This window comes from Sporosarcina gallistercoris, assembly GCF_050459885.1.
GTDB lineage: Bacteria > Bacillota > Bacilli > Bacillales_A > Planococcaceae > Sporosarcina > Sporosarcina gallistercoris_A.
Genome location: NZ_JBCMNO010000017.1, coordinates 16,869 through 42,935, shown reverse-complemented (window position 1 = coordinate 42,935; position 26,067 = coordinate 16,869). Strand labels below are relative to the sequence as shown.

The 26,067-nt window shown below is 44.4% G+C and carries 26 protein-coding genes, 1 tRNA gene, 1 other RNA gene and 1 riboswitch; of the genes, 4 read left to right on the top strand and 24 right to left on the bottom strand.

The annotated features are described in order from the left end of the window. Positions 1-122: 122 nt before the first annotated feature. The 5 genes from metG to ABE021_RS10430 form a co-directional block, all read right to left on the bottom strand. On the bottom strand, positions 123-2,090 hold the full coding sequence (gene metG, locus ABE021_RS10450) for a methionine--tRNA ligase (RefSeq protein ID WP_430288552.1): 1,968 nt from the start codon (positions 2,088-2,090) through the stop codon (positions 123-125). Between the two features lie 236 nt (positions 2,091-2,326). Further along, entirely contained in the window at positions 2,327-3,526 is a 1,200-nt protein-coding gene (locus ABE021_RS10445) for a M20 family metallopeptidase (RefSeq protein ID WP_430288550.1), read from the bottom strand. Between the two features lie 14 nt (positions 3,527-3,540). Continuing rightward, entirely contained in the window at positions 3,541-4,398 is an 858-nt protein-coding gene (locus ABE021_RS10440; RefSeq protein WP_430288549.1) for a MetQ/NlpA family ABC transporter substrate-binding protein, read from the bottom strand. Positions 4,399-4,436: 38 nt separating this feature from the next. Continuing rightward, positions 4,437-5,099 (bottom strand): methionine ABC transporter permease, encoded by a 663-nt coding sequence (locus ABE021_RS10435; RefSeq protein WP_191691840.1) that lies wholly within the window; start codon positions 5,097-5,099, stop codon positions 4,437-4,439. After that, on the bottom strand, positions 5,089-6,114 hold the full coding sequence (locus ABE021_RS10430; RefSeq protein ID WP_430288548.1) for a methionine ABC transporter ATP-binding protein: 1,026 nt from the start codon (positions 6,112-6,114) through the stop codon (positions 5,089-5,091). Before ABE021_RS10430 ends, ABE021_RS10435 begins: the two co-directional genes overlap by 11 nt. Positions 6,115-6,261: 147 nt before the next feature. Next, positions 6,262-6,374: riboswitch (SAM riboswitch) on the bottom strand. 295 nt (positions 6,375-6,669) lie between these two features. Here ABE021_RS10430 and ABE021_RS10425 point away from each other — a divergent pair. Then, positions 6,670-6,945 carry an AbrB/MazE/SpoVT family DNA-binding domain-containing protein gene (locus ABE021_RS10425; RefSeq protein ID WP_125102737.1) on the top strand — a complete coding sequence of 92 codons (276 nt, stop codon included), beginning with the start codon at positions 6,670-6,672 and terminating at the stop codon, positions 6,943-6,945. 60 nt (positions 6,946-7,005) lie between these two features. On the opposite strand, the gene rsmI is transcribed toward ABE021_RS10425, so the two are convergent. From rsmI to dnaX, 15 genes are all read right to left on the bottom strand, one after another. After that, complete coding sequence (gene rsmI / locus ABE021_RS10420; protein WP_430288546.1) at positions 7,006-7,878, bottom strand: 16S rRNA (cytidine(1402)-2'-O)-methyltransferase; 873 nt, start codon at positions 7,876-7,878, stop codon at positions 7,006-7,008. Next, complete coding sequence (locus ABE021_RS10415) at positions 7,875-8,144, bottom strand: GIY-YIG nuclease family protein (RefSeq protein ID WP_430288544.1); 270 nt, start codon at positions 8,142-8,144, stop codon at positions 7,875-7,877. Before ABE021_RS10415 ends, rsmI begins: the two co-directional genes overlap by 4 nt. Next, positions 8,128-8,880, bottom strand: coding sequence for a tRNA1(Val) (adenine(37)-N6)-methyltransferase (locus ABE021_RS10410; protein WP_430288543.1), 753 nt, complete (start codon positions 8,878-8,880; stop codon positions 8,128-8,130). Before ABE021_RS10410 ends, ABE021_RS10415 begins: the two co-directional genes overlap by 17 nt. An 80-nt stretch (positions 8,881-8,960) precedes the next feature. Next, positions 8,961-9,314 carry a DNA replication initiation control protein YabA gene (gene yabA / locus ABE021_RS10405; protein WP_191691851.1) on the bottom strand — a complete coding sequence of 118 codons (354 nt, stop codon included), beginning with the start codon at positions 9,312-9,314 and terminating at the stop codon, positions 8,961-8,963. Between the two features lie 21 nt (positions 9,315-9,335). Further along, positions 9,336-10,154, bottom strand: coding sequence for a PSP1 domain-containing protein (locus tag ABE021_RS10400; protein WP_430288541.1), 819 nt, complete (start codon positions 10,152-10,154; stop codon positions 9,336-9,338). Further along, positions 10,147-11,154 carry a DNA polymerase III subunit delta' gene (gene holB, locus ABE021_RS10395; protein WP_430288539.1) on the bottom strand — a complete coding sequence of 336 codons (1,008 nt, stop codon included), beginning with the start codon at positions 11,152-11,154 and terminating at the stop codon, positions 10,147-10,149. The genes ABE021_RS10400 and holB overlap by 8 nt, the downstream gene beginning before the upstream one ends. Before the next feature lie 55 nt (positions 11,155-11,209). Further along, complete coding sequence (locus ABE021_RS10390) at positions 11,210-11,650, bottom strand: YaaR family protein (RefSeq protein WP_430288537.1); 441 nt, start codon at positions 11,648-11,650, stop codon at positions 11,210-11,212. A 21-nt stretch (positions 11,651-11,671) separates the two neighbouring features. Next, positions 11,672-12,001: a cyclic-di-AMP receptor gene (locus ABE021_RS10385; protein ID WP_025783662.1), complete on the bottom strand. Its 330-nt coding sequence runs from the start codon at positions 11,999-12,001 to the stop codon at positions 11,672-11,674. Between the two features lie 47 nt (positions 12,002-12,048). Continuing rightward, on the bottom strand, positions 12,049-12,678 hold the full coding sequence (gene tmk, locus ABE021_RS10380) for a dTMP kinase (protein WP_430288535.1): 630 nt from the start codon (positions 12,676-12,678) through the stop codon (positions 12,049-12,051). Further along, positions 12,671-14,119 carry an aminotransferase class I/II-fold pyridoxal phosphate-dependent enzyme gene (locus tag ABE021_RS10375; RefSeq protein ID WP_430288533.1) on the bottom strand — a complete coding sequence of 483 codons (1,449 nt, stop codon included), beginning with the start codon at positions 14,117-14,119 and terminating at the stop codon, positions 12,671-12,673. The genes tmk and ABE021_RS10375 overlap by 8 nt, the downstream gene beginning before the upstream one ends. Before the next feature lie 105 nt (positions 14,120-14,224). Next, on the bottom strand, positions 14,225-14,488 hold the full coding sequence (locus ABE021_RS10370) for a pro-sigmaK processing inhibitor BofA family protein (RefSeq protein ID WP_430288531.1): 264 nt from the start codon (positions 14,486-14,488) through the stop codon (positions 14,225-14,227). A gap of 63 nt (positions 14,489-14,551) precedes the next feature. Beyond that, on the bottom strand, positions 14,552-14,782 hold the full coding sequence (locus ABE021_RS10365; RefSeq protein WP_430288529.1) for a YaaL family protein: 231 nt from the start codon (positions 14,780-14,782) through the stop codon (positions 14,552-14,554). Continuing rightward, the gene (gene recR, locus ABE021_RS10360; RefSeq protein WP_191691864.1) at positions 14,779-15,375 is read right to left on the bottom strand and encodes a recombination mediator RecR; all 597 of its coding nucleotides are present in this window, start codon (positions 15,373-15,375) and stop codon (positions 14,779-14,781) included. The genes ABE021_RS10365 and recR overlap by 4 nt, the downstream gene beginning before the upstream one ends. Before the next feature lie 11 nt (positions 15,376-15,386). Next, entirely contained in the window at positions 15,387-15,707 is a 321-nt protein-coding gene (locus ABE021_RS10355) for a YbaB/EbfC family nucleoid-associated protein (RefSeq protein ID WP_191691866.1), read from the bottom strand. 26 nt (positions 15,708-15,733) lie between these two features. Beyond that, a complete protein-coding gene (gene dnaX, locus ABE021_RS10350; protein ID WP_430288528.1) occupies positions 15,734-17,518 on the bottom strand; it encodes a DNA polymerase III subunit gamma/tau in 1,785 nt (594 codons plus the stop codon). Between the two features lie 586 nt (positions 17,519-18,104). Here dnaX and ABE021_RS10345 point away from each other — a divergent pair. Continuing rightward, positions 18,105-20,381 (top strand): family 10 glycosylhydrolase, encoded by a 2,277-nt coding sequence (locus ABE021_RS10345; RefSeq protein WP_430288526.1) that lies wholly within the window; start codon positions 18,105-18,107, stop codon positions 20,379-20,381. 174 nt (positions 20,382-20,555) lie between these two features. On the opposite strand, the gene ffs is transcribed toward ABE021_RS10345, so the two are convergent. Then, positions 20,556-20,823, bottom strand: an RNA gene (gene ffs, locus ABE021_RS10340) — signal recognition particle sRNA large type. 128 nt (positions 20,824-20,951) lie between these two features. Between ffs and ABE021_RS10335 the strand changes: the two genes are divergently transcribed. Next, a tRNA-Ser gene (locus ABE021_RS10335) sits at positions 20,952-21,044 on the top strand. A gap of 154 nt (positions 21,045-21,198) precedes the next feature. Here the strand turns inward: ABE021_RS10335 and thrB are convergent. Genes thrB through ABE021_RS10320 form a run of 3 tightly spaced genes read right to left on the bottom strand, consistent with a single transcriptional unit; the run spans position 21,199 to position 24,450 of the window. Then, entirely contained in the window at positions 21,199-22,095 is an 897-nt protein-coding gene (thrB, locus tag ABE021_RS10330; RefSeq protein WP_430288524.1) for a homoserine kinase, read from the bottom strand. After that, positions 22,096-23,154: a threonine synthase gene (gene thrC, locus ABE021_RS10325; protein ID WP_430288522.1), complete on the bottom strand. Its 1,059-nt coding sequence runs from the start codon at positions 23,152-23,154 to the stop codon at positions 22,096-22,098. It abuts the gene before it with no gap. Between the two features lie 3 nt (positions 23,155-23,157). After that, positions 23,158-24,450: a homoserine dehydrogenase gene (locus tag ABE021_RS10320; protein WP_430288520.1), complete on the bottom strand. Its 1,293-nt coding sequence runs from the start codon at positions 24,448-24,450 to the stop codon at positions 23,158-23,160. A 157-nt stretch (positions 24,451-24,607) separates the two neighbouring features. Between ABE021_RS10320 and ABE021_RS10315 the strand changes: the two genes are divergently transcribed. Next, positions 24,608-25,975 (top strand): aspartate kinase, encoded by a 1,368-nt coding sequence (locus tag ABE021_RS10315; RefSeq protein ID WP_430288519.1) that lies wholly within the window; start codon positions 24,608-24,610, stop codon positions 25,973-25,975. Positions 25,976-26,067 lie beyond the last annotated feature (92 nt).

The following is a 26,067-nucleotide window of genomic DNA, read 5'->3' as shown; positions in this document are numbered from 1 at the left end:
TCATTCGCCTCACATAAGGTATAGTGTACTTCCTGGTCTTTACATTGGTGTCGCAGTTTCATTACAAAATGGTTACAAACAAAAGGCAACAGCGGCTCTCCGAAGAAAGCCGCTGCCCTATATTATTTCACTCGTGATCCATTAGCAAGAGATGCGTCTGCTGTTGCAAGCTTTAACACGCCGTCTGAAGTACCTGCTAAAATCATCCCTTGAGATAATTCCCCGCGTAATTTTACTGATTTTAAATTGGCTACCACAATCACTTTCTGACCAACCAATTGTTCAGGTTCGTAGTGTTCTGCAATGCCTGATACAACTTGTCGCTGTTCGTAACCCAGGTCCACTTGGAGCTTGAGTAATTTATCCGCTTTCGGTATTTTTTCACATGCGATCACTGTCGCAATTCTTAAATCGATCGCATTGAACGCATCGATTGTGATTTCCGAGGATTCTTCCACCGGGTCTTCTTTCTTAGACTCTTCTTTTTCAGACTCTTTAGGAGCAGAAATCGCCATTTGGTCTTTAATATATTGAATTTCGACTTCGTTATCCAGTCTCGGGAAGATCGGTACTCCTTTTTCAATCACTTTCGTGTTTTCTGGTATTGTATTGAAATCCCCTAACGTATCCCAAGCTAATCGGGATTCGTCTAGTCCTAGCTGTTCCATGATCTTTTTTGGAGATTCCGGCATGAATGGTTGCAGCATGATCGCAATATGACGTAATGACTGGACTAAGTGAACCATGACAGAGGCAAGTTTTCCTCGATCCGCCTCTTCTTTTGCAAGAACCCAAGGTGCCGTTTCGTCAATGTATTTATTGGTACGTGAGACGAGTGACCATAGCTCCGAAAGGACGATACTGAACTGCATCTTTTCTAGAGACGCTTCGTACTTTTGCACGGTGGATTTCATAGCCGATTGGAGACTTTCGTCAAATTCTGTTGGCTCCGTGAGTCCAACAGGCACAACACCATCAAAGTACTTATTGATCATGGAGACCGAACGATTCAATAGGTTTCCTAAGTCATTTGCTAAATCGTAATTTGTCCGTTCAACAAATGATTCTGGAGAGAATGTTCCGTCTTGTCCGAACGGCAGCTCGCGTAAGAGGAAATAACGAGTTGCGTCCAGTCCATAACGTTCTACGAGCATGTCAGGATAGACGACATTTCCTTTGGATTTAGACATTTTACCGTCTTTCATCATGATAAAACCGTGTGCGAATACTTTCTTTGGCAACGGTAAGTCTAACGCCATCAAGAAAATCGGCCAGTAAATCGTATGGAAACGGACGATATCTTTACCAACCACTTGAACATCAGCTGGCCAGTACTTGTTAAATAACGACTCGTCGTCCGACAGGTATCCTAGTGACGTAATGTAATTGGTTAATGCATCCACCCACACATAGATGACATGCTTCGCATCACCTGGAACTTTAATGCCCCAGTCAAAGGAAACCCGTGATACGGATAAGTCCTCTAGACCCGGCTTGATGAAGTTGTTGATCATTTCATTTTTACGTGATTCCGGCTCGATAAATCCCGGATTGTCTTCGTAATACTGAAGAAGACGATCGGAATACTTCTTCATGTTAAAGAAATAGGATTCTTCAGCAACACGTTCTACCGGACGCCCACAATCCGGACAATTACCATCGACTAGCTGTGCTTCAGTGAAATAGGATTCACAAGGAATACACTTCCACCCTTCATATTCCCCTTTATAGATGTCTCCATTATCAAGGAATTTTTGGAAAATCTTCTGTACGGCCTGTTTATGACGCTCTTCCGTCGTTTGGATGAAGTCATCATACGTAATGTCCATCAACTTCCAAATACGCTTTGCATAGTCAGCAATGTCATTAACGTATTCTTGAGGAGGACGCCCTGCTTCTTCCGCTTTTTCTTGAATCTTTTGTCCGTGCTCATCCATTCCCGTCAAGAAACGTACATCAAAGCCCTGAAGACGTTTGTATCTTGCCAGTGCATCGGATGCCACCGTTGTATAAGCCGTACCGATATGAAATTTACCACTCGGATAATAAATCGGTGTTGTAATATAAAATGTCTTTTTCTGTTCAGCCACTGCAATTCCTCCTGTACCCTTATCGATTACTTCATTTTATCGGACTTCTGAAAATTTAGCTACGGTGAGGTGCGTAAAGAACGCATCTTTCAATATCAGTTTATAGCTGACTTTTCAAGGAAATAAATGATGACTATCCCTTTACTATAGAAGATTGCCAAAGTAAAAACAGCTTATTCCCCTTATTGAAAGAAGAATAAGCTGCTCATAAGTAATGGATGTTTTAATGGTCGTGGTCACTGTTTCTCATTCAAACTCTTTTCAAATTCCTTTTTTACACGATGCAGAAGCTCAGCATCTGTTAACAATCTATATCCCGTTGCTGCCAGCACTTTCGCTCCTTTAATGAGCGCTTCGTCGCCGACGGATGATTTGGCGGCTTCCCTGAATTCATCCGTATGACCAATCAACTCATCAGAGCCGATTTTTATATAAGGATGTGCCGTAGGGACTTCATAACTAATATTCCCTGCGTCCGTGGATCCCTTCCCAATCCTCTTTTCAGTATGGACAATTTCTCCTACTGCTGCTAGTTCCTCACTCAGAATTCCATCTAAGACAGAGTTCAATACAAAATCTTTGACCTCATTTTGGAATCGTTTTATTTGAACTTCAGCTCCCGTCGCAAGAGCTGCACCTTCAGCTATTGCACGAACCTTGTCCGAAGTTTCGACAGTTTTCGACCAGCTCTCGGCACGGATGAAAAAGCGTGCGGATGCATATTCAGGTATAATATTAGGAGCATCTCCGCCATGTGTAATAATTCCATGGATTCTAACGTCCGATGGAAGCTGCTGCCGGAGTGCATTTATCCCATTAAAGAGTTGAATGACAGCATCTAATGCATTAATTCCTTTTTCAGGTGAACCCGATGCATGTGCAGGCTTCCCGTAGAAGTGGAAGTCCAACGGATCGACAGCTAACGTTTCACTCGTCAATGCAGTCTTCCCAGATGGGTGAATCATTAAGGCGGTGTCAATTCCTTCTAAGTAGCCGTGTTTGACAAAACTTCCCTTTGCACTTCCATTTGGGCCCCCTTCTTCAGCAGGTGTCCCCAACACAACTACCCGTCCTCCACTCTCGGAAATTATCTTTGACAAAGCAATACCGGCAGCTACACTCGCAGTACCAATAATATTATGACCGCACGCATGACCTAACCCTGGAAGCGCATCGTATTCGGCAAGGAAAGCAATGGCAGGCCCTGGAATGCCACTGTCTTTCACTGCATAAAATGAAGTTTCGTGTCCAGCTACAGCTGTTGTCACTTCAAAGCCTTCATCCTTTAAAAGATTGACATGTTTTTCACTAGCAAAGAATTCCTGGTTTCCGATTTCGGGATTCGCATGGATCTCCTGACTGGTTTGAATGTATAGATCCCGGTTGGATTCAATGGAACGGATAATAACATCTCGATCAGAAATTATTGTACTCATAATAGTTTCCTCCTTTATAGTCCTTTGTAGACTTTGAGTAATTCTTCTTGGGAAATGTCAACCACAATGGATCCGCCATTTGTATCTGCCTCGACCGCTTTTTTCACGTCTTCATCGTGGTATAATTCAACAATCCGCTGGTAGGTTTCGTTGTTCTTATCTGCTGATCTAGCCGCAAAGATATTTACATACGGCAATGTATTGTCATCCTCACTATCTTCCAGATAGATTGGATCTTTCACTGGATCGAACCCCGCTTGACCTGCAACTCCATTATTAATGACAGACGCTGCTACATCCGGCAGTACACGCGGAGTTTGTTGAGCTACTATTGGATAGATGTCGAGTTTCTTCGGATTTTCGACAATCTTCGACGGATCGCCGAACAATCCGAAATCATCTGCCAGTTTAATCAAGCCTGCCGATTCCAATAGTTTCAAAGCGCGCGCCTGGTTAGATGGATCATCCGGGATTGCGATACGGGCTCCCTCTCCAATCTCTTCGATTGACGTTAGCTTTTCAGAATAGATACCCATCGGGGCAATGAGCGTCGCACCGATAGGAGTCAAGTCTGCTTTGTTTTCTTTTGTGTATTGCTTGAGAAATGCAATGTGTTGGAATGAGTTCAGATCGATATCTCCATTTGCTAACGCCTGGTTCGGCAATGTGTAGTCGGAGAACTCGATAAGTTTGATTTCAATTCCTTCAGCCTTAGCTTTCTCTTTTAGGATTGGCCATAATTCTCCATCTGACCCGGTTACGCCGATCTTTACAACATTTGCATCTTTTTCTTCTCCTGAACTTTTCTGACTGCATGCTGCCAAAGCCAATACGACTAGAACCGTTGCTAAATAGATAATTACTTTTTTCATCTTATAATCTCCTCCTAATATGTGTTTGATCAAAAAAACTACCGTCTCATAACTTTTCGCGATAATGTATTTCCTATCCATTGGGCTACCTGGACCAGGATAATCAGAATGACTACCGTCACCAGCATGACACTGCCATCGAAACGCTGATATCCGTATGTCATCGCCACATGTCCCAATCCTCCTCCGCCGACAGTACCTGCCATTGCAGAGAAATCTATTAAACTGATGGTGACGAACGTCAAACCAAGAATCAGAGGACCGAGAGCCTCTGGTATAAGGACTGTAAAAATGATTTGAAACGGACTTGCCCCCATTGCCTTAGCTGCTTCAACAACACCAGGATCTATACCGACCAAGTTATTTTCTACAATCCTAGCGATACCAAAGGATGCTGCAATGGTCATTGGAAAGATAGCCGCCCACGTTCCGATTGTCGAGCCTACAACCGCTCTTGTTACAGGACTTAACGCAACAAGAAATATGATAAAAGGAATCGGACGAATGATATTGATAAGGATATTCAGTATTTGAAACACCCATTGTTTTTCTAAGATATTCCCTTTTCTCGTTACGTAAAGCAGTAAACCTATACTAATTCCTAAAACCGAGCCTAAGATGAGCGTTGCAATGACCATAAGGACTGTCTCGCCTGTTGACTCCACAATTCTTGGCCAGAATGTTGTCCAATCAACCTTCATGAACAGCAACCTCCTCAATCTCCACGGTTTCCTTCAGTGCAGCAATGAGCAGTTCCACGGAATGCTCATCTCCGTCAAACGAAACTAACAAATTCCCAAAAAACTTCTCCTGCAATTCACGGATGGAACCATATACAATATTAAAATTCACTCCGAATTTTTGTGTGAGTCTCGAAAGGACGGGATCGCTCGCCACCTCGCCTTTAAAAATGACACGATACAGTTTCCTACCTCCTTTTTCGCGCCACTCCCGAAGCAATGCATCTGATGGGAGATCCTGTTGCACCGACTGTATGAAACGCCTAGTGGTTGGATGCCGCGGATTTGTAAAGGTATCAAACACAGACCCCGATTCAATCACTTCTCCACTTTCCATCACAGCGACACGATCGCATATTTCTTGGATGACATGCATTTCGTGTGTGATGAGCAATATCGTAATTCCAAGCTCTTTGTTCACCTTTTTCAGAAGTCTGAGAATATCTGCTGTTGTATCCGGATCTAACGCTGATGTCGCTTCATCGCAGATTAATATATCCGGTGAAGTAGCCAATGCTCTTGCGATGCCAACACGCTGTTTTTGCCCCCCTGAAAGTTGCTCAGGATAATCTTTCGCCTTGTCGGAAAGTCCGACAAAGTCCAAAAGTTCCGCTACACGTGCAGTCACATCCTTTTTCGAACCTTTCGCAAGCTTCAAAGGATACGCCACATTTCCTGCAACCGTACGGGATGTGAACAAGTTAAAATTCTGAAAAATCATTCCGATACGCCGCCTAAGCTTTCTTAAATCTTTTTGAGATAGTGAGGCTAGGTCTACTCCTTGTACTTGAATAGAACCAGTAGTGGGTCTCTCCAGCATATTAACGAGTCGAAGTAATGTACTTTTCCCTGCACCACTAAACCCGATGATCCCGAAAATCTCCCCTTGCGCAACAGACAAACTCACGTCATTAACTGCCACCACCTCTCTTTTTCCTAATCGAAACGTCTTAACTGCCTGTTTAAATTCAATCATGCTGAGCCCTCCATTTCTAGCTGTTATGATTCTTTGCAGCAACGAGCGCAGTCATCGAACTTTCTTTTGGTTGAACGAAAAAAGCCCTCTTTTTTCTCATGAGAACGAGAAAAAAGAGGGCTTCACTAAATTATGAAACCATCTCCGTTCTCATCTTCCAAATGCATCATGCATTTGCAGGAATTGGCACAGTGTTCATGTGTAATGAACCCGCTGCCGAGACGTCATAGGGCCTGCCCCTCGATCTCTCTGGATAAGAAAGTGATGTATTGCTATTCGATTGTGCAAGAATTGTTATTCACTATAAAGTGAATAACGCAGGAAGTCAACCTCTTTTTAATTTTTTAAAAACTATACATGAAATACAATCTCGACAACTCCAAATTGCAATTTTCCTTCATCATTATGTATCATTTTTATGTATCTATTATTCATTAAATAGTTTATAGCCTTCTCTATTGACGTTAAATGGAAGACTTGGTATGATAATAGACAGACAAGAGAAAAATGTCGAAATCTGACGAATCACCATTATAATTTAGGAGGAAACTTGATATGAAATCTACTGGAATCGTACGTAAGGTCGACGAACTCGGCCGTGTAGTTATCCCTATCGAATTGCGTCGGACGCTCGGCATAGCTCAAAAAGACGCGTTAGAAATTTATGTGGATGACGATAAAATCATCTTGAAGAAATACATGCCTAATATGACATGTTCAGTTACTGGAGAAGTATCAGATGATAATTTGACACTCATCGATGGTAAGCTGATTCTCAGTCCTGAAGGCGCTAAGCAACTAATTGCTGAAATCGAAGGAAAAATGTCTTGATTTAATGGTTTTATTTCAATAACATCTGTTCCTGTTCAATCAGGCACAGATGTTATTTTTTTATTCAACGTGATAGGCTTGGTAAATCTCCCGTTTACTCATTCCTCGATCAGCTGCTGTTTCACGAATTGCCTCTTTTGACGTATATCCTTTTTGTTCCATCAATTGGTCCACGTGTTCAACTAGAGTTAACGCACTCCACCATGCTTCCTCGGTTTCTGATTTCGTCTCATCTGTACCTTCTACAACCAAACAAAATTCGCCGCGAATCTCTGCAGACTCTGCCCAGTTAAGCGCTTCTTCAATCGTGCCTCTAATAAACTCTTCGTATCGTTTTGTCAGTTCCCTCGCAAGGGTGATCCGGCGACCCGGTCCAAACTGCTCTTTCAGTGCACGCAACGTTTCCTTCAATCGATGCGGGGCCTCATAAAACAATAACGTTTCTTGTCGATTCTCTAAAGCCTCCAACTGAAGACGGCGCTTTTTCTTCTGCCGATCTAAGAAACCGTAAAACAAGAATGGCTGTGTAGGAATCCCGGACGCGACTAATGCACTGATCGCAGCATTTGGTCCCGGAACAGGTACGACTGCGTATCCTTCCGCAATCGCTTTTTCTGCAATATCGGCACCGGGATCTGAAATACATGGCATCCCTGCGTCACTAACGAGCGCAACTGTTTTGCCTTCCGCCAACAACTCCAAAATTTTCCTCCCGCCCACTTCAAGATTGTGCTCATGATAGCTCATGAAAGGGGTATCTATTTCAAAGTGATTGGACAATTTCACGGTATTCCTCGTATCTTCAGCTGCAATCATATCTGCTTCCTTCAAAATTCGGATCGCACGATAACTCATATCTTCCAAATTTCCAATCGGTGTGCCGACTAAATACAGCACAGCTCGTTCGCTTTCTGCACTTTTTTGCGTAATCATCCGCGTGCCTCCTCTTGTTCTAAATACCGTTCTTTCGCAAGTCGCGTCAACTGTTTGAATCGATACTCAGCTTGCATCGCTTCCCGCTTCGTGTCAAACCTTTCATGATGAATACAACGAACGGGATTTCTCGCACGTGTATACTTTGCACCTTTACCTGAGTTATGCATGGCCACCCTGCGTTCAAGATCTGTCGTATATCCTCCATAATACGAGCCGTCATTACACTCAAGTACGTAAAACAGGTGGTCACGCATCTGTTCCATACAACAACTTCCTCACTTCTTCTGTATACGTACCATCCTGTCGATAGACGTATAGTGGAGGAAGTATTTTCAGATCCGGTTTTCCATCTTTGGTCCCTTCGATAAGAAGCGTATTCGCTTCTTTTCCTTCTTTCGGATAAACAAACTGAATACGCTTCGGCTCCAGCCGATTCGCTCTCATTGAAGTGATAATATCCAACAATCTTCCCGGACGATGGACAAATGCCGCCTTTCCGCCTTGTTTTAGTAATTCACTTGCTGAACGTACGGCTTGGTCGAGAGTAAGTTTCACCTCGTGTCGGGCAATAGTCAGCGGTTCTTTTTGATTTTGCTCGCTATTTTCATACGCCTTAAAGTAGGGTGGATTACATGTCACTACATCATATTGATCAAAGCCAATCTTAGATGCGATACCGATGACGTCGTCACATAGCAGCGTAATCTGCTGATCCAGCTGATTGTAAGCAATACTGCGACGTGCCATATCGGCTAATTGTTCTTGTAACTCCACCGCCGTAATATCTGCAGAGGTACGTGCACTTAAAAATAATGGGATTGCGCCATTTCCCGCACACAAGTCCACAATTTTCCCTCGTCGAATGGGCATATACGCAAACCGTGCTAATAGCACAGCATCTAAAGAAAATGAAAAAACAGATGGACTTTGGATAATTCTCAAGTCTTCTGCAAGTAAGTAATCGAGACGTTCGTCACCTCGTAATTCAATTGGTTCCATTGAGTACTCCTTTAAGAATTAATATAGTTCTGTTATATAGAAAAACCGACACCTAGATGAACATAGGGATCGGCTAAAATTCATACATTCTGTTTACTTAAAAACGAGAGACAAAACAGGCAATCTTCTCCCTTACGCGTGCTTCCATAATGGACATTGCATACGTGGAATCCCTCATTATAAATACGAGCCAAATTGTCTACACCTTCACCAACATCTGCCCGTTGCGAGCGTTCTGCAGTTTTTTTATCAGCAGCAGCTTGTTGATCCAACTCTTCAAGACGCGCGCGCAGATGATGATTCTCAAGTTGAAGTGAATGGTTTTCTTCTGTCATCTTGGCAACAAAACCGATGATTTCACGGAATTGCTTATGCATAGAGTCGAGTTGTTGTTCGTATTCGATTACCTTATCGAGAAAGTTCCCTTCTTTCAACTTTGTCACCTCATCACTTCATCAATTGACGGGCTGACCCGTCTTCTTCGACAGTTCTTCCCAAGCATATTCAAGTGTTTGGTCTTGATCGGTCAATTTCACTTTCAGCAGACGCTCGAGTAAGTTGAGACCGACAACCTTTCCAAGCCCATCCGGAGTTTCAATACGCGAACCAATATCCGGCATGAGTGCTTTCGCTTCTTCATATTCATCGTTTTCATATTTCAAACAGCACATAAGTCTTCCGCACAATCCAGAGATTTTGGAAGGATTCAATGATAGGTTCTGGTCTTTTGCCATCTTAATGGAAACTGGTTCAAAATCGCCTAAGAATGTAGAACAGCATAGCATTCTGCCGCAAGGACCTATTCCGCCAAGCATTTTGGCTTCATCTCGCACTCCGATTTGGCGCAGCTCAATCCGAGTTCTGAAGATGGAAGCTAAATCCTTTACCAAATTTCTGAAATCGACTCGACCTTCGGCTGTAAAATAGAAAATCACTTTATTCCGATCAAATGTATATTCCACATCGACAAGTTTCATATCAAGTTTGTGCTCTTCGATTTTGGCGACACACGTAGTGAATGCTTTTTGAGCGTCCAGTTGGTTCTCTTCCACCTTATCCATATCCTCTTTACTAGCAGGACGAATAACTTTCTTCAGAGGAAGAACCAAATCAGAACCATCCATATCCACCATCATGCTAACCACTTTTCCATACTCTGTGCCACGCGCAGATTCGACGATTACATAATCATCTATTTTCAAGTCATAGTCCATTGGGTCAAAAAAATGTATTTTACCCGCTTTTTTAAAGCGGATTCCTGCAACGTTATACAACGAATAACCCCTCCTGCATACTGAGCACTAATTGCTCCATTAAAAGCGTGCGGTGCATATTGCGATGCAATTGCTTTTTCGCCTGCAAAACTGATTCCAAAATAGAAGAGAGCTGATCATAAGTCATTTTCATTGCAAGACTAGTTATAAACTCATCTAAATCCGGATATGCGGGTGTTGCAGACAGTCCCGCTTTCTTCGCCACAATATCACGGTACATGTATAGAAGCAAGTCCAGTCCTATCTCGGTATCCTCTTTTTCTTTCAAGAAAGGCGCCCATTCGGATTGGATCAGTAACAATGCATCAGACACGTGATGATCGATGGCTTGAACTAATTTTACCACTGTTTTCCGTAAACTTACAAACTGCTCGTCAGATGCGAGTTCTGCAGCACGGCTCGAATCTGCTGTAAGTGATGTGACTGTAGCTGCAAGTGATGGAGAAATTCCTTCTGCTTTCAAGGCATCCAAAAGTTGTTCCCGATGTGGCGGGAGGAACGAGATTCGCTGACATCTGGACTGGATTGTAGGCAATACCATATGATAAGCATCTGTCAGCAATATTGCCGTCACATCCCCTTCGGGTTCTTCTAAAAATTTGAGGAGTGCATTAGCTGCGGCTGTATTCATTCGATGAGCTTGACCAATCATATAAATACGGCGTCCACTCTCATATCCCTTTTTCGTCATAACTGAGAGTAATCCTGCCATTTGATCTTTTTTTATGTCTTGGCCATCCGGTTCAATCGTGAAGATATTCGGATGGTTCCCTGAGGCAACGCGCTTACAAGCACTGCATGTTCCACATGGAACATTTTCGTTTGGATGCTCACACAATAATAATTGGGCGAAGTATAATGCAGCCTCTTGTTTTCCAATCCCTTTTTCGCCATCAAATATATAAGCATGACCAATCCGATGATTGCGGTAGGCAGCACTGAATCTAGCAGCAACTGCCGGCTGTTCAGCAGCGATTCGACTACTTAACTGATTATCCATGTAACTGCCCCCTTTCGTATAAAAAAGACGTTTTCTTATGAATCAGAAAACGTCCTCATGTATATAGATTGATGAGAAGTCCTTTGATTTCACCAATTTTAGCGAGAAGATCCAAAGACGATTCTTCATCTTGAAGCAATTGCTCAGCCAATTCAATCAGCTTTTGGTCAATTGTTTCAACAATTTTAAGTCGTCGTCCTTCTCCGTACTGGTTCCACGTATGTGATTGCTTTAGACCGAGACCGGTTTCAACTGACTCTTTCAGAAAACGTTTGACGAGCATTTTATACTTAGCCATGTCCCGCAAGTTGCGGGACCGGGCAAGCCGGTCTCCTGCGCTGGAAATATCACCAAGCAGACGAGTAATCTGTTCCCCATGCAGACGTGATTCCTGTTTTTGAACCATTTGTCCGAATCGCTCCCCACCCTGAGGAGACTTTAACGGATCGTTTCGCATTTTATCAAGACCCGCACGGTACTCATTATTAACTTTCATTAAAATTCACTCCGATATGGATCAGAAATGACGGAATTGTTCAATTGGCAGAACGAAAACCGTTGCCCCACCGACCTCAACTTCAACTGGATACGGAATATAGGAGTCAGCGTTTCCACCCATTGGTGAGACGGGGGCTACCATCTGATCACGTGAACGGCAATTATCCCGAATGAGGTCCAAAGCCTTTGGAACAAGACTATCGTCTGTACCGATCAAAAACGTTGTGTTCCCTGACTTCAAGAATCCGCCTGTACTTGCCAATTTCGTTGCACGGAAGTCACCTTTTGTCAATGCAGATGAAAGTCGATTACTGTCTTGGTCTTGTACTACTGCCACTATAAGTTTCACGGGGTATCTCTCCTTTTCCGCTTTCTTTCATTATATCATGAAATGGCTTAAGAAATGAGTGATGCAACTGTTTTCCATACAATTTCTGTAACCTCTTCTACTGAACCGCTCGCATCAATGGATTGAATCCTTTTTGGAAATCTTTGCTGTACGAGACGATAACCTTCCGCAACGTCTTTATGGAATTGCAGGGTTTCATTATCCAAACGGTTCTGTTCCCGTTCACCACTCGCTGCAATTCTTGCTAAACCGGATTCCGGGGTCAAGTCAAAGTAGATCGTGTGGTCAGGCATGAGTCCATTGATCGCAAATTCATTGATTGCGAGCACCTCATCGATACCCAGCCCCCTTGCATACCCTTGGTACGCGAGGGAACTGTCAACGAAGCGATCGCAAAGGACAATCGCCCCCTCTTCCAGTGCAGGGATGACTTTTTCGGTTAGATGCTGCCGTCTAGCAGCTGCGTACAACAACGCCTCTGTCCGCCCATCCATTTCTTCATGATTATTATCTAAAATAATCGTTCTGATTTTCTCTGCAATCCGGATTCCGCCAGGCTCCCGCGTTAATACCGAGTATTTTCCTTGTTGCTGCAAACGGTTATGGATTTCTTTGATAACCGTTGTTTTTCCTGCCCCTTCTGGTCCTTCGAATGTGATAAATATTCCTTTAGCCATTACAATCTTCTCCTTGTGCACGCAACACTTCAAATTCAGTGGTTGGTCCATTTGCTCGAACTGCTCCTTGAAACTTTGCACCTGAATCCATCATATGACAGATCTCTTGAATGAGTTGGGGATTCAATTTCTCCCCACTTAAGACGAGTGGAATTCCAGGTGGATACGGAATAATCGCCGCAGCTAGCTCTAATCCAATTGCTGACTCTGCAGGCATCCATGTTGTATCTTTCTTCGATTGGGCACTCGTTGTTATCACCAGCTTATGTGGTGTTTCCTCAATCGATTCATTATTTTCAGGTACTGGTTCCCCCGCTCCACGCAACCTTTGCACAGCTGAATCGATTGCTTCGCAAATGGATTGGGTTGGGTAGGATATGGCTACTGTTAGTAATGGAAGCACGAATAACACTTGTCGTTCATCCGCCAGTTCTGTATAGATTCCCTCTTCTTCCAACGAATGCTGAAGCGTATACCCGGATGCTTCTTTTTGTCGCAAGAGAATTTTCAACGGATCCTCGGTCTCAATCACTTCAAGCGCTTTGATCGCACTGAGCTGGCCGATGAATTCACGTCGCCATGCGAGAAATGCTTGCTTGTCATCCTCTGAATAGGCAGCAATCATCGCACGGGCATCGTCTAGCGATGCGAGCAGCAGGTAAGACGGACTACTTGTTTGCAACATGGATAGTGTGCGCGTGAGCCGGTCTACATCCACTAGCTGTGAGTTTACATGTAAAAAAGAAGCCTGTGTCATCGCAGATAGCGTTTTGTGTGCCGAATGAACAACGATATCGGCCCCTAGTTTAAGTGCAGACGGCGGAAATGGAGCCCCTGCAATGAAATGTGCGCCATGGGCTTCATCTACAAGTACAGGTATCCTCCGCTCGTGCGCAATTCCCACAATTGTCTGCAACTCATTTCCCGTTGTCCCATAGTACGTCGGGTACGTGACAACTACACCTTTTGCATCCGGATGCCGTTCAAGTGCCTCTCGAACAGTTGCCGATGAAACAGATCCAGCTGTGCACGTCGCTTCGTCCCACTCTGGGGTGAGGAGGATTGCTTGTACAGATGCCAACTCCAATGCATGGAACACGGATTTGTGTGCGTTACGTTGAACGAGCACTGTTTCACCCGATGCACAAACTGTCCGGATCATCGCAAGGTTGCCGACTGTAGAGCCATTCACAAGGAAATAGCTTTGGCTGGCTCCGTAAACATGCGCCAACATTGTCTGAGCTTCTGCGAGCATTTCAGCAGGGGCATGCAAATCATCCAGTCCGGATAGTTCCGTTACATCGTAGCGAAGTGCAGCTTTGAGACCCTCAGGCAGACCAGAGAGCAAGCCGTGCTTGTGTCCAGGTACATGAAATGATACAGGCCGTGATGCTAGAAAGGTCTCGAGCGCTTCCACTACAGGTTTTTTTGTGTGATCCATTGATGTGTCCCCCTCCTTCCTCATGTATTTTGCTCCATCTTCTATGTAAAAAAAGTCAGCACACATTGGCTGACTTCATGGTAGGGCATCTTTCACAATTCATCCTTACAAGAAAACTGCCAGGACGAGTAAGGACGCCAATCCTGGAATTCCAAGCACTGCCAGTAAAAAACCGGATCCAATATTAATCGGCACGTACAATCCAACAAACCCGCCTGCGATATTCAAAATGAATAAAACGAAAAACGCGAAAGCGAGTCTGAACCATAAAACGGAAAGTTTTTCAGCCGCTGTTTGCAGTTGGGGCTTGGTCAAACGCAGGATGAAGAGCAGGACAACACCGAGTGCAAGAATTATTGCAACTTTCATAGCAGAAGCTGCCCCCTTTACAATAGACTAATAGCAGTCTATGCAAAGTAGTCCTTATTTAGTTCACTCGATGCCAAGATTTCTTATTTTAGCTTCCTTGTACAAGTAGAAATGATTGCTTTCAGCGATTTTTCTTCGGATCATTACCTCTTGATCGAATTCGTCCGCATACTTTTCAATCGATTTTGCCTGTTCCCACTCTTCTCGTGTATCGATCATCAATGCCCGTAATTTTTCATCGTACTCCCGTTTCAACTTGTGCTTTCGACGAAACAACCCACCAGTCCGTCTCACAGCTGGCGCCGCCCTTCTAATGCTTTAGACAGCGTCACTTCATCGGCGTACTCGAGATCTCCACCAACCGGTAACCCATGAGCGATCCGGGTCGTTGGAATGCCAGACGGCTTCACGAGACGTGAAATATACATAGCGGTTGCTTCGCCTTCAATTGTCGGATTGGTTGCGAGAATCAGCTCTTCCACTTCCTCGTCTTGTAGACGTTTCAACAAGTCAGGGACGTTAATATCCTCCGGACCGATACCATCCATAGGGGAAATTGCGCCATGGAGAACATGATACAGTCCTTTGTAATCTCGCATTTTTTCCATAGCAATGACATCTTTCGGATCTTGTACTACGCAAATAAGAGAACGATCGCGCGACTGATCCTGACAAATGTGACACGGGTCGATATCCGTAATATGTCCGCAAATCGAGCAAAATCTAAGATTACGTTTGGCATCAACCAATGCTTTCGCAAAGTCGAGCACCGTGTCTTCTTTCATACTCAACACAAAAAATGCCAGCCGGCCCGCGGTTTTCGGGCCGATGCCTGGCAGTTTCATAAAACTGTCAATCAGTTTAGATATCGGTTCAGGATAATGCATGGTTTTGCCTCCTAGAACATCCCAGGAAGGTTCAATCCCTTCGTGAATTGTCCCATCGTAGAGTTCGTTAATTCTTCTGCTTTTTCCATCGCGTCATTCGTTGCAATCACGATCAAGTCTTGTAACATTTCAGCATCTTCAGGATCGATAACGGACGGGTCAACGATAACTTCCACAACCTTTTTATCGCCAGATACGATTACCTTCACCATGCCGCCACCTGCTGCACCTTCCAAACGCTCTTCACCTAATTTTTCTTGTGCCTCTGCCATTTGCTTTTGCATCTTTTGCATTTGTTTCATCATACCTTGCATATTTCCCATTCCACGCATTATTATTTCCTCCTCTTTTAGTTAAGTTACTCGTCATGGACGGTAATGAATTCCTTACCAAATAATTTCTCCGCTTCCGATACAATCGGATCCTCTTGTGTCAGTTCGGCACCTTCAAGGAACGCCGGAATTTCTTCCGACCCTGAAACTTCAGAAGGTTCGCCGTTACTTTCGGAGTTCTCTTCCGTTTGCGATGGTTGTTTTGCCATGCCACTCTTGCGGATGAAATCCTCTCTAACTTTAAGCCATCCCTCTTCAGGGACGTAAACAACGTCGTAGGCTTTGCCTGTTTGTTGACGCAGCGCTTCCGCAAGACCTGAGCGGAGCGAAGCATTTTCAGATGCCATGAGACAATGGATTTCATATTTGAATTTTAACACAAACGCACTATCCGATGCTGCAACCGGCTCCGTTTCTTCAAGAAGCGCAGAATGCGAACGCTGCATCGTCTGCATCATACGTGCCCACTCTTCCCGAATCACTTGAATGTCCTGCTTGGTCGCAGCACTGAGTACTTGATGGACTTTGCCGGTCGGAATCTTATAGGCACGGGCATTGTTCGATGAATTTTTACGTGCTGCCGGTGCCTTTTCTCCCGTTTGGGCAGCCTGTCCCCCGCCGTTAGCGAGCTGTTGCTGCAATTCTCCAACAATCCGTTCCAGTGCAGCAATCTTTTGTTCCAGTTCCGGAGATGCTGCTGTACCGCCTGTTCCTGACGAAGCAGTTCCGCGTGTTTGAACCATCTTCAATAATGCCGATTCGATATACACTTTGGCATGATTCGAGAACCGCATTTCTTGCTGGGTCTCTCCTAGAATATCGATATAGGTATATAAAGTATCCGGCTCAAACGCTTGTGCTAACGCAATGAAACGCTCATCACCCGAAATGACTTCCAATAAATCCTTAAGATCAGGAGCTGTCCGCAATAACAGTAAATCACGGAAGAACGTTATTAAATTCTCTGCTAGGCGTGAAACATCCTTCCCCTCTGCAATGAGACGATTCAACAATGTCAGTGCAGCACCGGCGTCTTTCGTAAGCAACGCTTCTGCAAGCTGATGGAAGATGTCTTCCCCGACAGAACCCGTAACGAGCAGTGCCTCTTCTGCAGTGACACGATCACCACTGAAAGAAACGACTTGGTCCAGCATACTGAGCGCATCGCGCATCCCGCCCGAAGCGGCTTGCGCGATGACTTTGAGTGCACTGTTGTCAGCCTCTATGTCCGCGTCCTTTAGAACGTGTGTCATCCTCTCCACAATTTCCGTTGCAGTTATCGGCTTGAAATCGAATCGCTGACAACGGGAAATGATCGTAAGCGGCAGTTTATGAGGCTCTGTTGTCGCTAGGATGAACACCGCGTGGGCAGGTGGTTCTTCCAATGTCTTTAATAGTGCATTGAAAGCTGAATTGGAAAGCATATGCACTTCATCGATAATATAGACTTTATATTTGGAAGATGCCGGCGCATACCGGACTTTTTCAATGATGTCCCGCATTTCTTCAACCCGGGAATTGGAGGCTGCGTCAAATTCAATCACATCCGTATTCGATCCTTCTGTAATCGTTCGGCACGTCTCACATTCGTTACATGGTTCTTTGGCGGGTCCATTCTCGCAATTCAGTGCCTTCGCAAAGATTTTAGCGGCACTCGTCTTCCCAGTTCCGCGGGGACCTGAAAATAAGTAGGCGTGGGTCGTTTTGTTATGGAGGAGAGCGTTTTGAAGTGTTTGTTTAACGTGTTGCTGTCCTGACATTTCGTGGAATGTCTGAGGCCGGTATACCCGGTAAAAAGCTTGATAACTCAACCGTCCGCTCCCCTTTCTTTTCGCTTGGTTCATTCCTATAAGTATATCACAAACAAACAGATAAGACGCTGTTCAAAAGCGGTATTTACAAATGATTTCTTATAGAGGGAATCTCTATTTCCGATGCAGCTTTTTGTCACGGATTGTACAATTCGATTCTGGGTCACGGAGTGTTTCCACGCTCTTTTCCCATCAACTCCTTTGTCAGTTCAAGTAGATAACATCAGCGTATTTCTGAAACAAAATCTTGCGCACTACTTTAACTAGCAATGTGAAGAAATGGCCTCCTTCTTTTCTGGAAATAATTTTCTATAAATAGGCGAAAAGCTATTGTTAAAATGAAACTATTCATGTAATATTATCCATTGGATATGTCCTTTTTTTGGAATTTTTATAGGTTACGATCAACTTTCATCATGAAAATAGTCAAAGGAAATTCAAGTTTTCAAAATCCAGTCACCAGTTCTAACACTTCGCTTGTATACAATGTAATAGAAAAATCGTTCTTTTACATTATGTTTTCAATTATTTTCTTCATATCTAACTATATCGATACCCTACTATCTTGAGGAGGAATACAATTATAATGTCAGAAAAAAACTTCGCCCGTTTTCTAGCAACTTTTTTAGTTTTAGTATTACTTATTCCCATGTTCAAAATTCAAAATGTCAATGCTAGTACAGGCAATCCTAAAAACGAAATGCGGGCTGCCTGGATCGCAACCATTACGAATATTGATATGAAATCCGGAATGAGTAAATCTGCGTACACACAGTGGGTAACAACCACATTGGACAAACTTAAAGCCGATCATTTCAATACCGTCATTTTCCAAGCCAAACCATTAAACGATGCGCTATATCCCTCCAAACTTGCACCTTGGTCTTCCTACATAACAGGTAAGAAACAAGGGACAAACCCAGGATATGATCCTTTGCAAATCATGATAGACGAAGCGCATAAACGTGGTTTAGAACTGCATGCATGGGTAAATCCTTATCGCGTTACAATGCCTTCACAGAAACTGTCTGATTTGGCTGCTCATAATATTGCCCGTAAAAATCCTGGCTGGGTAGTAAAGTATGGGAGTCAATACTATTTAAATCCCGGTCTTCCGGAAGTACAAGAGTACTTGGTTTCCACTGTAAAAGAATTAGTAGCCAATTATGATGTTGACGCTGTACACATGGATGATTATTTCTATCCTTATAAAATACAGGGCGAAACATTTAAAGATCAAGACGCCTTTAAAAAATACGGAAGTTCTTTCAAACAAATTGAAGATTGGCGCCGTAATAACGTCAATCAATTAGTTAAAAATGTTTACAATACGATTAAAGCAACGAAGCCTCACGTTCAATATGGAATCTCCCCTTTTGGAATTTGGAGGAATAAGGGAGAAGATTCTACGGGCAGCGATACAAATGGAATGAGTAATTACGATGGCATTTACGCTGATACTAGACAATGGATCAAAGATGGCAGCATTGACTACATTGCGCCTCAGATCTATTGGTCAAGAAGTTACAAAGCTGCAAATTATTCTACATTATTGGATTGGTGGGGACGCGAAGTCCAAACTTATGCAAAAGCTCATCCCATCAACTTGTACATAGGGATGGCTGATTATAAAGTAGGGAACGATTCCGATAAAGCATGGAGTGACAAAACAGAGCTTACCAAACAAGTAATTGCCAATAGAGCGAATACTAGTGTAAAAGGGCAAATGCATTTCTCTTTAAGAAGCATTAATAGCAACGCTCTCGGTTATGCTGCATACATGAAAAAACAGATGTACCATTCAAAAGCTTTAACACCTGCTGTACCTTGGAAGGGTTCTTCAATACCTGCTCCCCCGACTGATGTAAAGTTAAGTAAAGAATCTTCCAAGATGAAACTGACTATTATAGACAAAAACGGGAATCTCCCAAGGAAATACGTAATTTACCGCTTTGAAGGAACCAAAGAAGGCTCCTATGAAGATCCTGAAAGTATTTTGGACGTTGTTTATTCTACAAAAGGGAATACGGTTTACGTAGATTCAACAGCGAACAAAAGCAGCGTCTATACTTATGGAGTGAAATCCGTGTCTCATACAGGCGTTGAAAGTAAACGTGCTTTTGTTTTGAAGGACGGAATAACGGATATGCCGACTCCTGGATTATTTAAAGATATTAGTTCGAAGCATAGAGGTTTTAAAGAAATCACCTACTTGGCTCAAGGCGATATCGTATCGGGTGACACTCAGGGTTATTATAATCCAGATAGACAAGTTACACGTGCGGAAGCTATGGCTATGATCGGTCGTTCTTTAAATCTCGACGGAACCAGAAGAAAAACAACCTTTAAAGATGTTAATGCTAATTCGTTTGCCTCTGGCTATATTCAATCCGCTGTTGATAAAAAAGTCATTTCTGGTTACAACGATGGTACGTTTAAACCTGATGCCCCTCTTACACGTGGCGAAATGGCTCTTATGATCAGTAGAACATTCGACTACGATTATAATAATTCCACATCTGGAGCGGCTAAAGCGCTTATAACAAGAGGTATAGCAGTCGGATTCGAGGACGGGACATTTGGCGCAGATAAAAAGATTATTAGATCGGACTACGCAATCTTTTTAGCAAGGGCCATTGATTTTACTCTTCGTTTAACTAGCCCTCCTATTTCTTTTGATCGTGAAATGACTGTAAACATGGATTCATGTCCGATCAACAAAGGGCCGTCAGATAAATTTGCTCAAGCAGGGACTTTAAAACGCAATGAAAAAGTTAGCATCGGTTATCACGTTGGAAGTTGGACACTTATTAAATCTTCCGCAAATGTGGTAGGATTCGTTCCTCATTCTTCCTTGAAATAACTGAACCTGTTACTATAAGGACATTGCTTCATAATTCCTGTATTTTGTTGCTAAAAGCAGTATTGAAAATCTAATAAGCGTTTTTCAAACCAGGTATCTAACGATAAAAGTAATTATCCAAAAACATGAAAAAGCCTCTCATCCAAATCTGGATGAGAGGCTTTGTTATGTACGCCGTGCACCTTCCTTCGACCGCCGCACATAAGCGTTACTCTTGTCGTTGGCTCGATTTAGGCGACCCCGCGGCACATGAGAAATTCCACTTAATGCTGCTTCCTTCCGGACCTGACATGGTTCATGGGTTCCCATTGCGCGGGACCCAAATGTCAACACTACGTGCAAAAGGCAGACCCTACAATACGGACGGCCTCAGGAAAGGGATTCAGTCTTGCTAGAGCGGATTGCAAGTTACAGGGCACCGCTACCTCCCCACCTAGCACGGCAACTCTCATTATACGAGTAGCCCGATAAAAAATCAACTTTCACCCATTCGCAAATCACAGTTAAATTTTCCGTAAAAAGTAGTTGACTTCTTTTCTGATGCCTGATATATTATTACTTGTCTAACACGGAGGTATACCCAAGTTCGGCTGAAGGGATCGGTCTTGAAAACCGACAGGGGTGTCAAAACCCGCGGGGGTTCGAATCCCTCTACCTCCTCCATACATAATTTTTATCTTTATCACATAGAAAAAAGCTGTCCATGAAAAGGGAAACCTGTTCATGGACAGCTTTTTTCATTCTCTTTTACATGAAGGGAAAAACGCGTTTCAAATTGGGAGTACATGTGCAACACCCATGTGCTCCCTCATTTTTTTTATTCCTTTACCGTTGCGCCTTCCGTAACAGGTATGACAGCGATACATCGGTAATAAGGAAATTGCTCTTGAAGCAAACGGGCTGCTTCTTCTTCACGTCCTTCATGTACCGCGACAAACAGTGAAGGTCCCGCACCGCTCAGGGTCATACCGTAAGCACCATGTGCGTGACTCACTTCCCGGACTGCATCAAAATCGGGAAACAGCTTTTTGCGATAGGGCTCATGGAAGATGTCGCGATCCATCATGCGGCCAACTAGCGACCATTCCCCTTTAGCAAGGGCTGCTGCCATTAGACTGCTTGCAGCACTTCCTTCAGTCGCTTTCTTATGATCCAATTGAGACGGCAAGAGCCCGCGGGAGTCGCCAGTTTTCATTTCGACAGGAGGAACGAGGACTACAGCGCCAATTTGTGGTGCGCCGAACTTCATGACTTCCAATGACGTGTGATCGTAAAATGAAATCGTTGCGCCGCCTGCAATCGCAGCAGTCACGTTATCGGCGTGACCTTCGATGCTGACCCCGAACCACATCTTCTCTTTCTGATTCATCTTCAATCCATGGAGATGGTCCGCGATTTCAACGCCTGCCGCAATGGCAGCAGCACTGCTGCCCAGTCCTTTCCCTAATGGGATATCAGACTTCACACGTAACGTGCAGGGAATCGTTTCACGTCCTGCGCGACGCACCACTTTTCCGATCGTCTGAACGATCAAGTTGTCTTCATCCGTCGGCAGGCTTTTCATCCCTTCGTCTTCGTAAACGACCTTCCATCGGTCTGCAGGTTCTACATGGACTGTCATATATAACGACAGCGCCATGCCGATACTGTCAAACCCCGGCCCAAGATTGGCAGTCGTCGCAGGTACAGTTACGGTAAATGGAGGTTTTCCCATTTACTTCGCCTCCTTCTGCAAGTCAGCTGCGAATGCTTCGAATTCCGCACGTGTCATAAATGGCTTCCCATCATTGACTCGAATTGCGGTCTCAGGATCTTTCAATCCATTCCCCGTCAAGACACCGACAATCGTCGTTCCTTTCTCGATTTCTCCAGCATCGATCCGCTTTTTAAGTCCTGCAATCGTCGCACATGAAGCAGGCTCTGCAAACACACCGTCCGTAGCCGCAAGCAGGCTGTACGCTTCCAGAATTTCTTCATCTGTCACCGATAAAATGTGGCCGTCTGATTCCGACAACGCTGTTTCTGCCAAGTGCCAGCTCGCTGGATTCCCGATCCGGATGGCAGTCGCAACTGTTTCAGGCTGATCGAACACACGACCGTATACAATCGGTGCTGCACCATCCGCTTGTACGCCTAACAATCGCGGCTTGTTTCCACCTTTTTTCTCTGCATACTCCGTAAAGCCTTTCCAAGCAGCTGATATGTTGCCAGCATTTCCAACTGGTAGGGCAAAAATGTCCGGAACACAGCCAAGCTGTTCAATCGTTTCAAATGCAATCGTTTTTTGGCCTTCCAATCGATACGGATTAACCGAGTTCACAAGAGCGATGTCGCCCCCTCCAGCTTCTCGTACCATTTGCAGCGCTTCATCAAAGTTCCCTTCGATTTCAAGAATCTCAGCGCCATACATTTTCGCTTGTGCTAATTTCCCAAGCGCAATCCGGCCTTCGGGAATCACAACGATTGTACGCATCCCTGCACGTGCACCGTAAGCGGCCGCTGATGCAGACGTATTGCCTGTCGATGCGCAGATCAATGTCGTTTTTCCTTCTTCTTTCGCTTTTGCAACGGCCATCACCATTCCGCGATCTTTAAACGATCCCGTCGGATTAGCCCCTTCCGTTTTCACATATAAATTCACTCCCCACTGTTCAGATAAGTTTTTCAAGTGAATGAGTGGTGTATTGCCTTCCTGTAGTGTTAAATCGGGTGTTTGCTCCGTTACAGGAAGCCATTCCCGATATTCGTCTAGTAGTCCATTCCATCTTCTCATCGGTCAGTCCCCCTCTACTCTGTAATGGCTCAGTACGCAATTCACTTCCGGTGCCACTTTCAGTTCTTCAATGACTTTCAAATGCTGGTCTCTGGAAATCGCATGAGTGATGAAGATTAGATCCGCATCCTCGCGCTTTGGATCCGCATGTTGAATCACCGTTGCCAAACTCGCCTTATTATGGCTGTATATAGAAGACAAACGGGACAGCACACCGATTTCATCCTGGACGGAAATCCGGTGGAAATAGTTTGCAAACTTCTGATCATCCGATTTCACCTTGCGCTCATATTGGAAGGAATGAATCCGTTTTCCATTCACACCGAGCAATAGATTCCTGCAAGCCGCTACGATATCCGATGTGACGGATGTCGCAGTCGGCAATGAACCAGCACCCGGTCCGTAAAACATCGTTTCCCCGACCGCATCTCCGTAAACATAGACGGCATTGAATTCATTATTTACGGAAGCAAGAGGATGTTCGTTTTTCACGAAAACAGGTTCAACCGCCACTTCAATCCCGTTTTCATCCTTCTTCGCAGATCCTGCCATCTTAATGGTATAGCCGAATTGCTCTGCAAGTTCGAGATCTCCATCTTCAATGACACTTAAACCGCGAACGTAGACATCATCGAGATGCACTTCTGTCGAGAACGAAAGCGAGGCGAGGATTGCCATCTTACGCGCAGCGTCTATACCGTCCACGTCAGCAGATGGATCCGCTTCTGCGTAGCCGAGAGCTGTTGCTTCAGCAAGTGCGCTTTCATACGTCTTCTTCTCTTCCTTCATCTTCGTGAGGATGAAGTTCGTTGTCCCATTTACGATGCCTAACAGCGATGTGATTCGATCAGACGCAAGTCCATCTTCCAGTGTCCGGATCAGCGGAATTCCGCCTCCTACACTTGCCTCGTAGAACAGGTCACAACTGTTTTCGTCCGCTAACGAAAGTAATTCTTTTCCATACACCGCCATGACATCCTTGTTGGCTGTGACAACACCTTTTCCTGCTTTTAAAGAGCGTTCTATAGCCGTTTTAGCGTCATCTGTCCCACCAAACACTTCGACGATGAAATCGATCGCTTCGTCATTCAACAAGTCGTCCAGTTGGTCCGTGAATGCCTCTTTCGGCAATTCCGTATCCCGTTCTTTGTTTTTATCTTTTATCAACACACGCTTAATGCGTACAGGAACGCCCAGCTTATGCTGCAAGTCGTCCCGATGGTTATGTAAAATCTTAGCAACGCCGCTTCCGACAATTCCGAAACCAAGTAAGCCAATTCCTATTTCTTTCCTCATTTGACGATTCCCCCCGCTGTATGTACACTATGAAACAACAATTGTCCTTTCCATAGAGACATTATAAAGATAAAGTCTTCACAGGACAACCCTATCGTGTTATTGTTATTCAATATATCACACAAATCATAATTAATTAAAGATTGGATCTGGTGAAATGAAAGTTTGTAAATTTGGCGGAACGTCTGTTGCATCGGCTCAACAAATCAAAAAAGTAGCAAACATTATCCTTTCCGATTCATCCCGAAAAATCATTGTCGTTTCTGCTCCAGGTAAACGTCACAGTGAAGACATCAAAGTAACGGATCTGCTCATTCTTCTGGCAGAAAAGGCCTTGATTGGGCAAGACGCAGAACCAGAACTTCAACAAGTCCTTGCTCGCTACGAAGAGATTGCAAAAGAGCTGGGTCTCGATGGCACAATGAACGGTGTGATTGAAACAGACTTGCGTGAACGGCTCTCCCTCGATAAAGGAGATCCCATCCTTTTCATGGATAGCCTAAAAGCATCCGGTGAAGACAACAACGCGAAACTCATTGCTGCATATTTGCAGTCAATTGGCATGGACGCGACATACGTCTGTCCGAAAGATGGCGGCTTACTCGTTAACGAACGCCCGCAACGTGTACAGGCGCTTCCTGAAGGTGAGGAACTCCTTGCCAACTTGCGCAATAGAAACGGTATTGTCGTGTTCCCGGGATTTTTCGGCTACACAAAAGACGGAACACTCCGTACATTCAATCGCGGGGGATCAGATATCACTGGATCTCTGCTCGCTGCAGCAACAGGGGCTGACCTGTATGAAAATTTCACTGATGTCGATTCGGTGTTTTCCGCCAATCCAAACGTCGTGGATCAGCCGTGCGCCATCCATACGATGACCTACCGCGAAATGCGTGAGCTTTCATACGCAGGATTCACAGTATTTCACGATGAAGCGCTGCGCCCTGCATTTTTGCACTCCATTCCGGTATGCATTAAAAACACGAATAATCCGAGTGCTCGCGGCACGATGATTGTGAAAGAGCGTGAATGTGGCTCTCAACCAGTCGTCGGAATTGCTGCAGATGACGGATTCTCCACACTTTTCGTCGATAAATACTTAATGAACGTCGAGATCGGGTTCGGTCGACGGTTGCTACAGATTTTAGAAGAAGAGGAAATTCCATTCGAGCATACGCCTTCAGGAATCGATAACATGTCCGTCATTATCCGGGATATGTTCTTGACTGATGAAAAAGAAACCCGTATTTTGCGCCGGGTGAAAGAAGAACTTGAAGCGGACGATGCCTATTTCCGACGCGACTATTCGATGGTAGTACTTGTCGGAGAACGTATGCGGGATACAACCGGATTAACGGCACGTGCTGCTTCTGCCATTGCGAAAACCGGGGCAAGCATTCAGATGATCAACCAAGGATCCACCGAGGTCAGCCTCGTGTTCGGGGTCCATAAAAAAGATGAAACAGCTGTCCTTCGTTCTCTGTATGAAGAGTTTTTCCAAACGGCTGCTGCACATGCGTGAGTGAACCAAAAAAGAGCGAAGTCGGATGAATGACGAATCCGATTCCGCTCTTTTTTGTATGGTAACGTTGCGTCATTATGAGAAGGGTTGAT

What these genes read in the sequence shown, in the direction of transcription:
- ABE021_RS10430 (WP_430288548.1), bottom strand. Translation starts at nt 6,114, where the DNA reads ATGATTGAATTTAAACAGGCAGTTAAGACGTTTCGATTAGGAAAAAGA.
- ABE021_RS10435 (WP_191691840.1), bottom strand. Translation starts at nt 5,099, where the DNA reads ATGAAGGTTGATTGGACAACATTCTGGCCAAGAATTGTGGAGTCAACA.
- ABE021_RS10410 (WP_430288543.1), bottom strand. Translation starts at nt 8,880, where the DNA reads ATGGAACCAATTGAATTACGAGGTGACGAACGTCTCGATTACTTACTT.
- rsmI (WP_430288546.1), bottom strand. Translation starts at nt 7,878, where the DNA reads ATGATTACGCAAAAAAGTGCAGAAAGCGAACGAGCTGTGCTGTATTTA.
- ABE021_RS10440 (WP_430288549.1), bottom strand. Translation starts at nt 4,398, where the DNA reads ATGAAAAAAGTAATTATCTATTTAGCAACGGTTCTAGTCGTATTGGCT.
- tmk (WP_430288535.1), bottom strand. Translation starts at nt 12,678, where the DNA reads ATGGCTAAAGGAATATTTATCACATTCGAAGGACCAGAAGGGGCAGGA.
- holB (WP_430288539.1), bottom strand. Translation starts at nt 11,154, where the DNA reads ATGGATAATCAGTTAAGTAGTCGAATCGCTGCTGAACAGCCGGCAGTT.
- recR (WP_191691864.1), bottom strand. Translation starts at nt 15,375, where the DNA reads ATGCATTATCCTGAACCGATATCTAAACTGATTGACAGTTTTATGAAA.
- ABE021_RS10345 (WP_430288526.1), top strand. Translation starts at nt 18,105, where the DNA reads ATGTCAGAAAAAAACTTCGCCCGTTTTCTAGCAACTTTTTTAGTTTTA.
- ABE021_RS10425 (WP_125102737.1), top strand. Translation starts at nt 6,670, where the DNA reads ATGAAATCTACTGGAATCGTACGTAAGGTCGACGAACTCGGCCGTGTA.
- ABE021_RS10375 (WP_430288533.1), bottom strand. Translation starts at nt 14,119, where the DNA reads ATGGATCACACAAAAAAACCTGTAGTGGAAGCGCTCGAGACCTTTCTA.
- ABE021_RS10415 (WP_430288544.1), bottom strand. Translation starts at nt 8,144, where the DNA reads ATGGAACAGATGCGTGACCACCTGTTTTACGTACTTGAGTGTAATGAC.
- ABE021_RS10390 (WP_430288537.1), bottom strand. Translation starts at nt 11,650, where the DNA reads ATGAAAGTTAATAATGAGTACCGTGCGGGTCTTGATAAAATGCGAAAC.
- ABE021_RS10315 (WP_430288519.1), top strand. Translation starts at nt 24,608, where the DNA reads ATGAAAGTTTGTAAATTTGGCGGAACGTCTGTTGCATCGGCTCAACAA.
- thrC (WP_430288522.1), bottom strand. Translation starts at nt 23,154, where the DNA reads ATGAGAAGATGGAATGGACTACTAGACGAATATCGGGAATGGCTTCCT.
- thrB (WP_430288524.1), bottom strand. Translation starts at nt 22,095, where the DNA reads ATGGGAAAACCTCCATTTACCGTAACTGTACCTGCGACGACTGCCAAT.
- ABE021_RS10445 (WP_430288550.1), bottom strand. Translation starts at nt 3,526, where the DNA reads ATGAGTACAATAATTTCTGATCGAGATGTTATTATCCGTTCCATTGAA.
- ABE021_RS10355 (WP_191691866.1), bottom strand. Translation starts at nt 15,707, where the DNA reads ATGCGTGGAATGGGAAATATGCAAGGTATGATGAAACAAATGCAAAAG.
- ABE021_RS10320 (WP_430288520.1), bottom strand. Translation starts at nt 24,450, where the DNA reads ATGAGGAAAGAAATAGGAATTGGCTTACTTGGTTTCGGAATTGTCGGA.
- ABE021_RS10370 (WP_430288531.1), bottom strand. Translation starts at nt 14,488, where the DNA reads ATGAAAGTTGCAATAATTCTTGCACTCGGTGTTGTCCTGCTCTTCATC.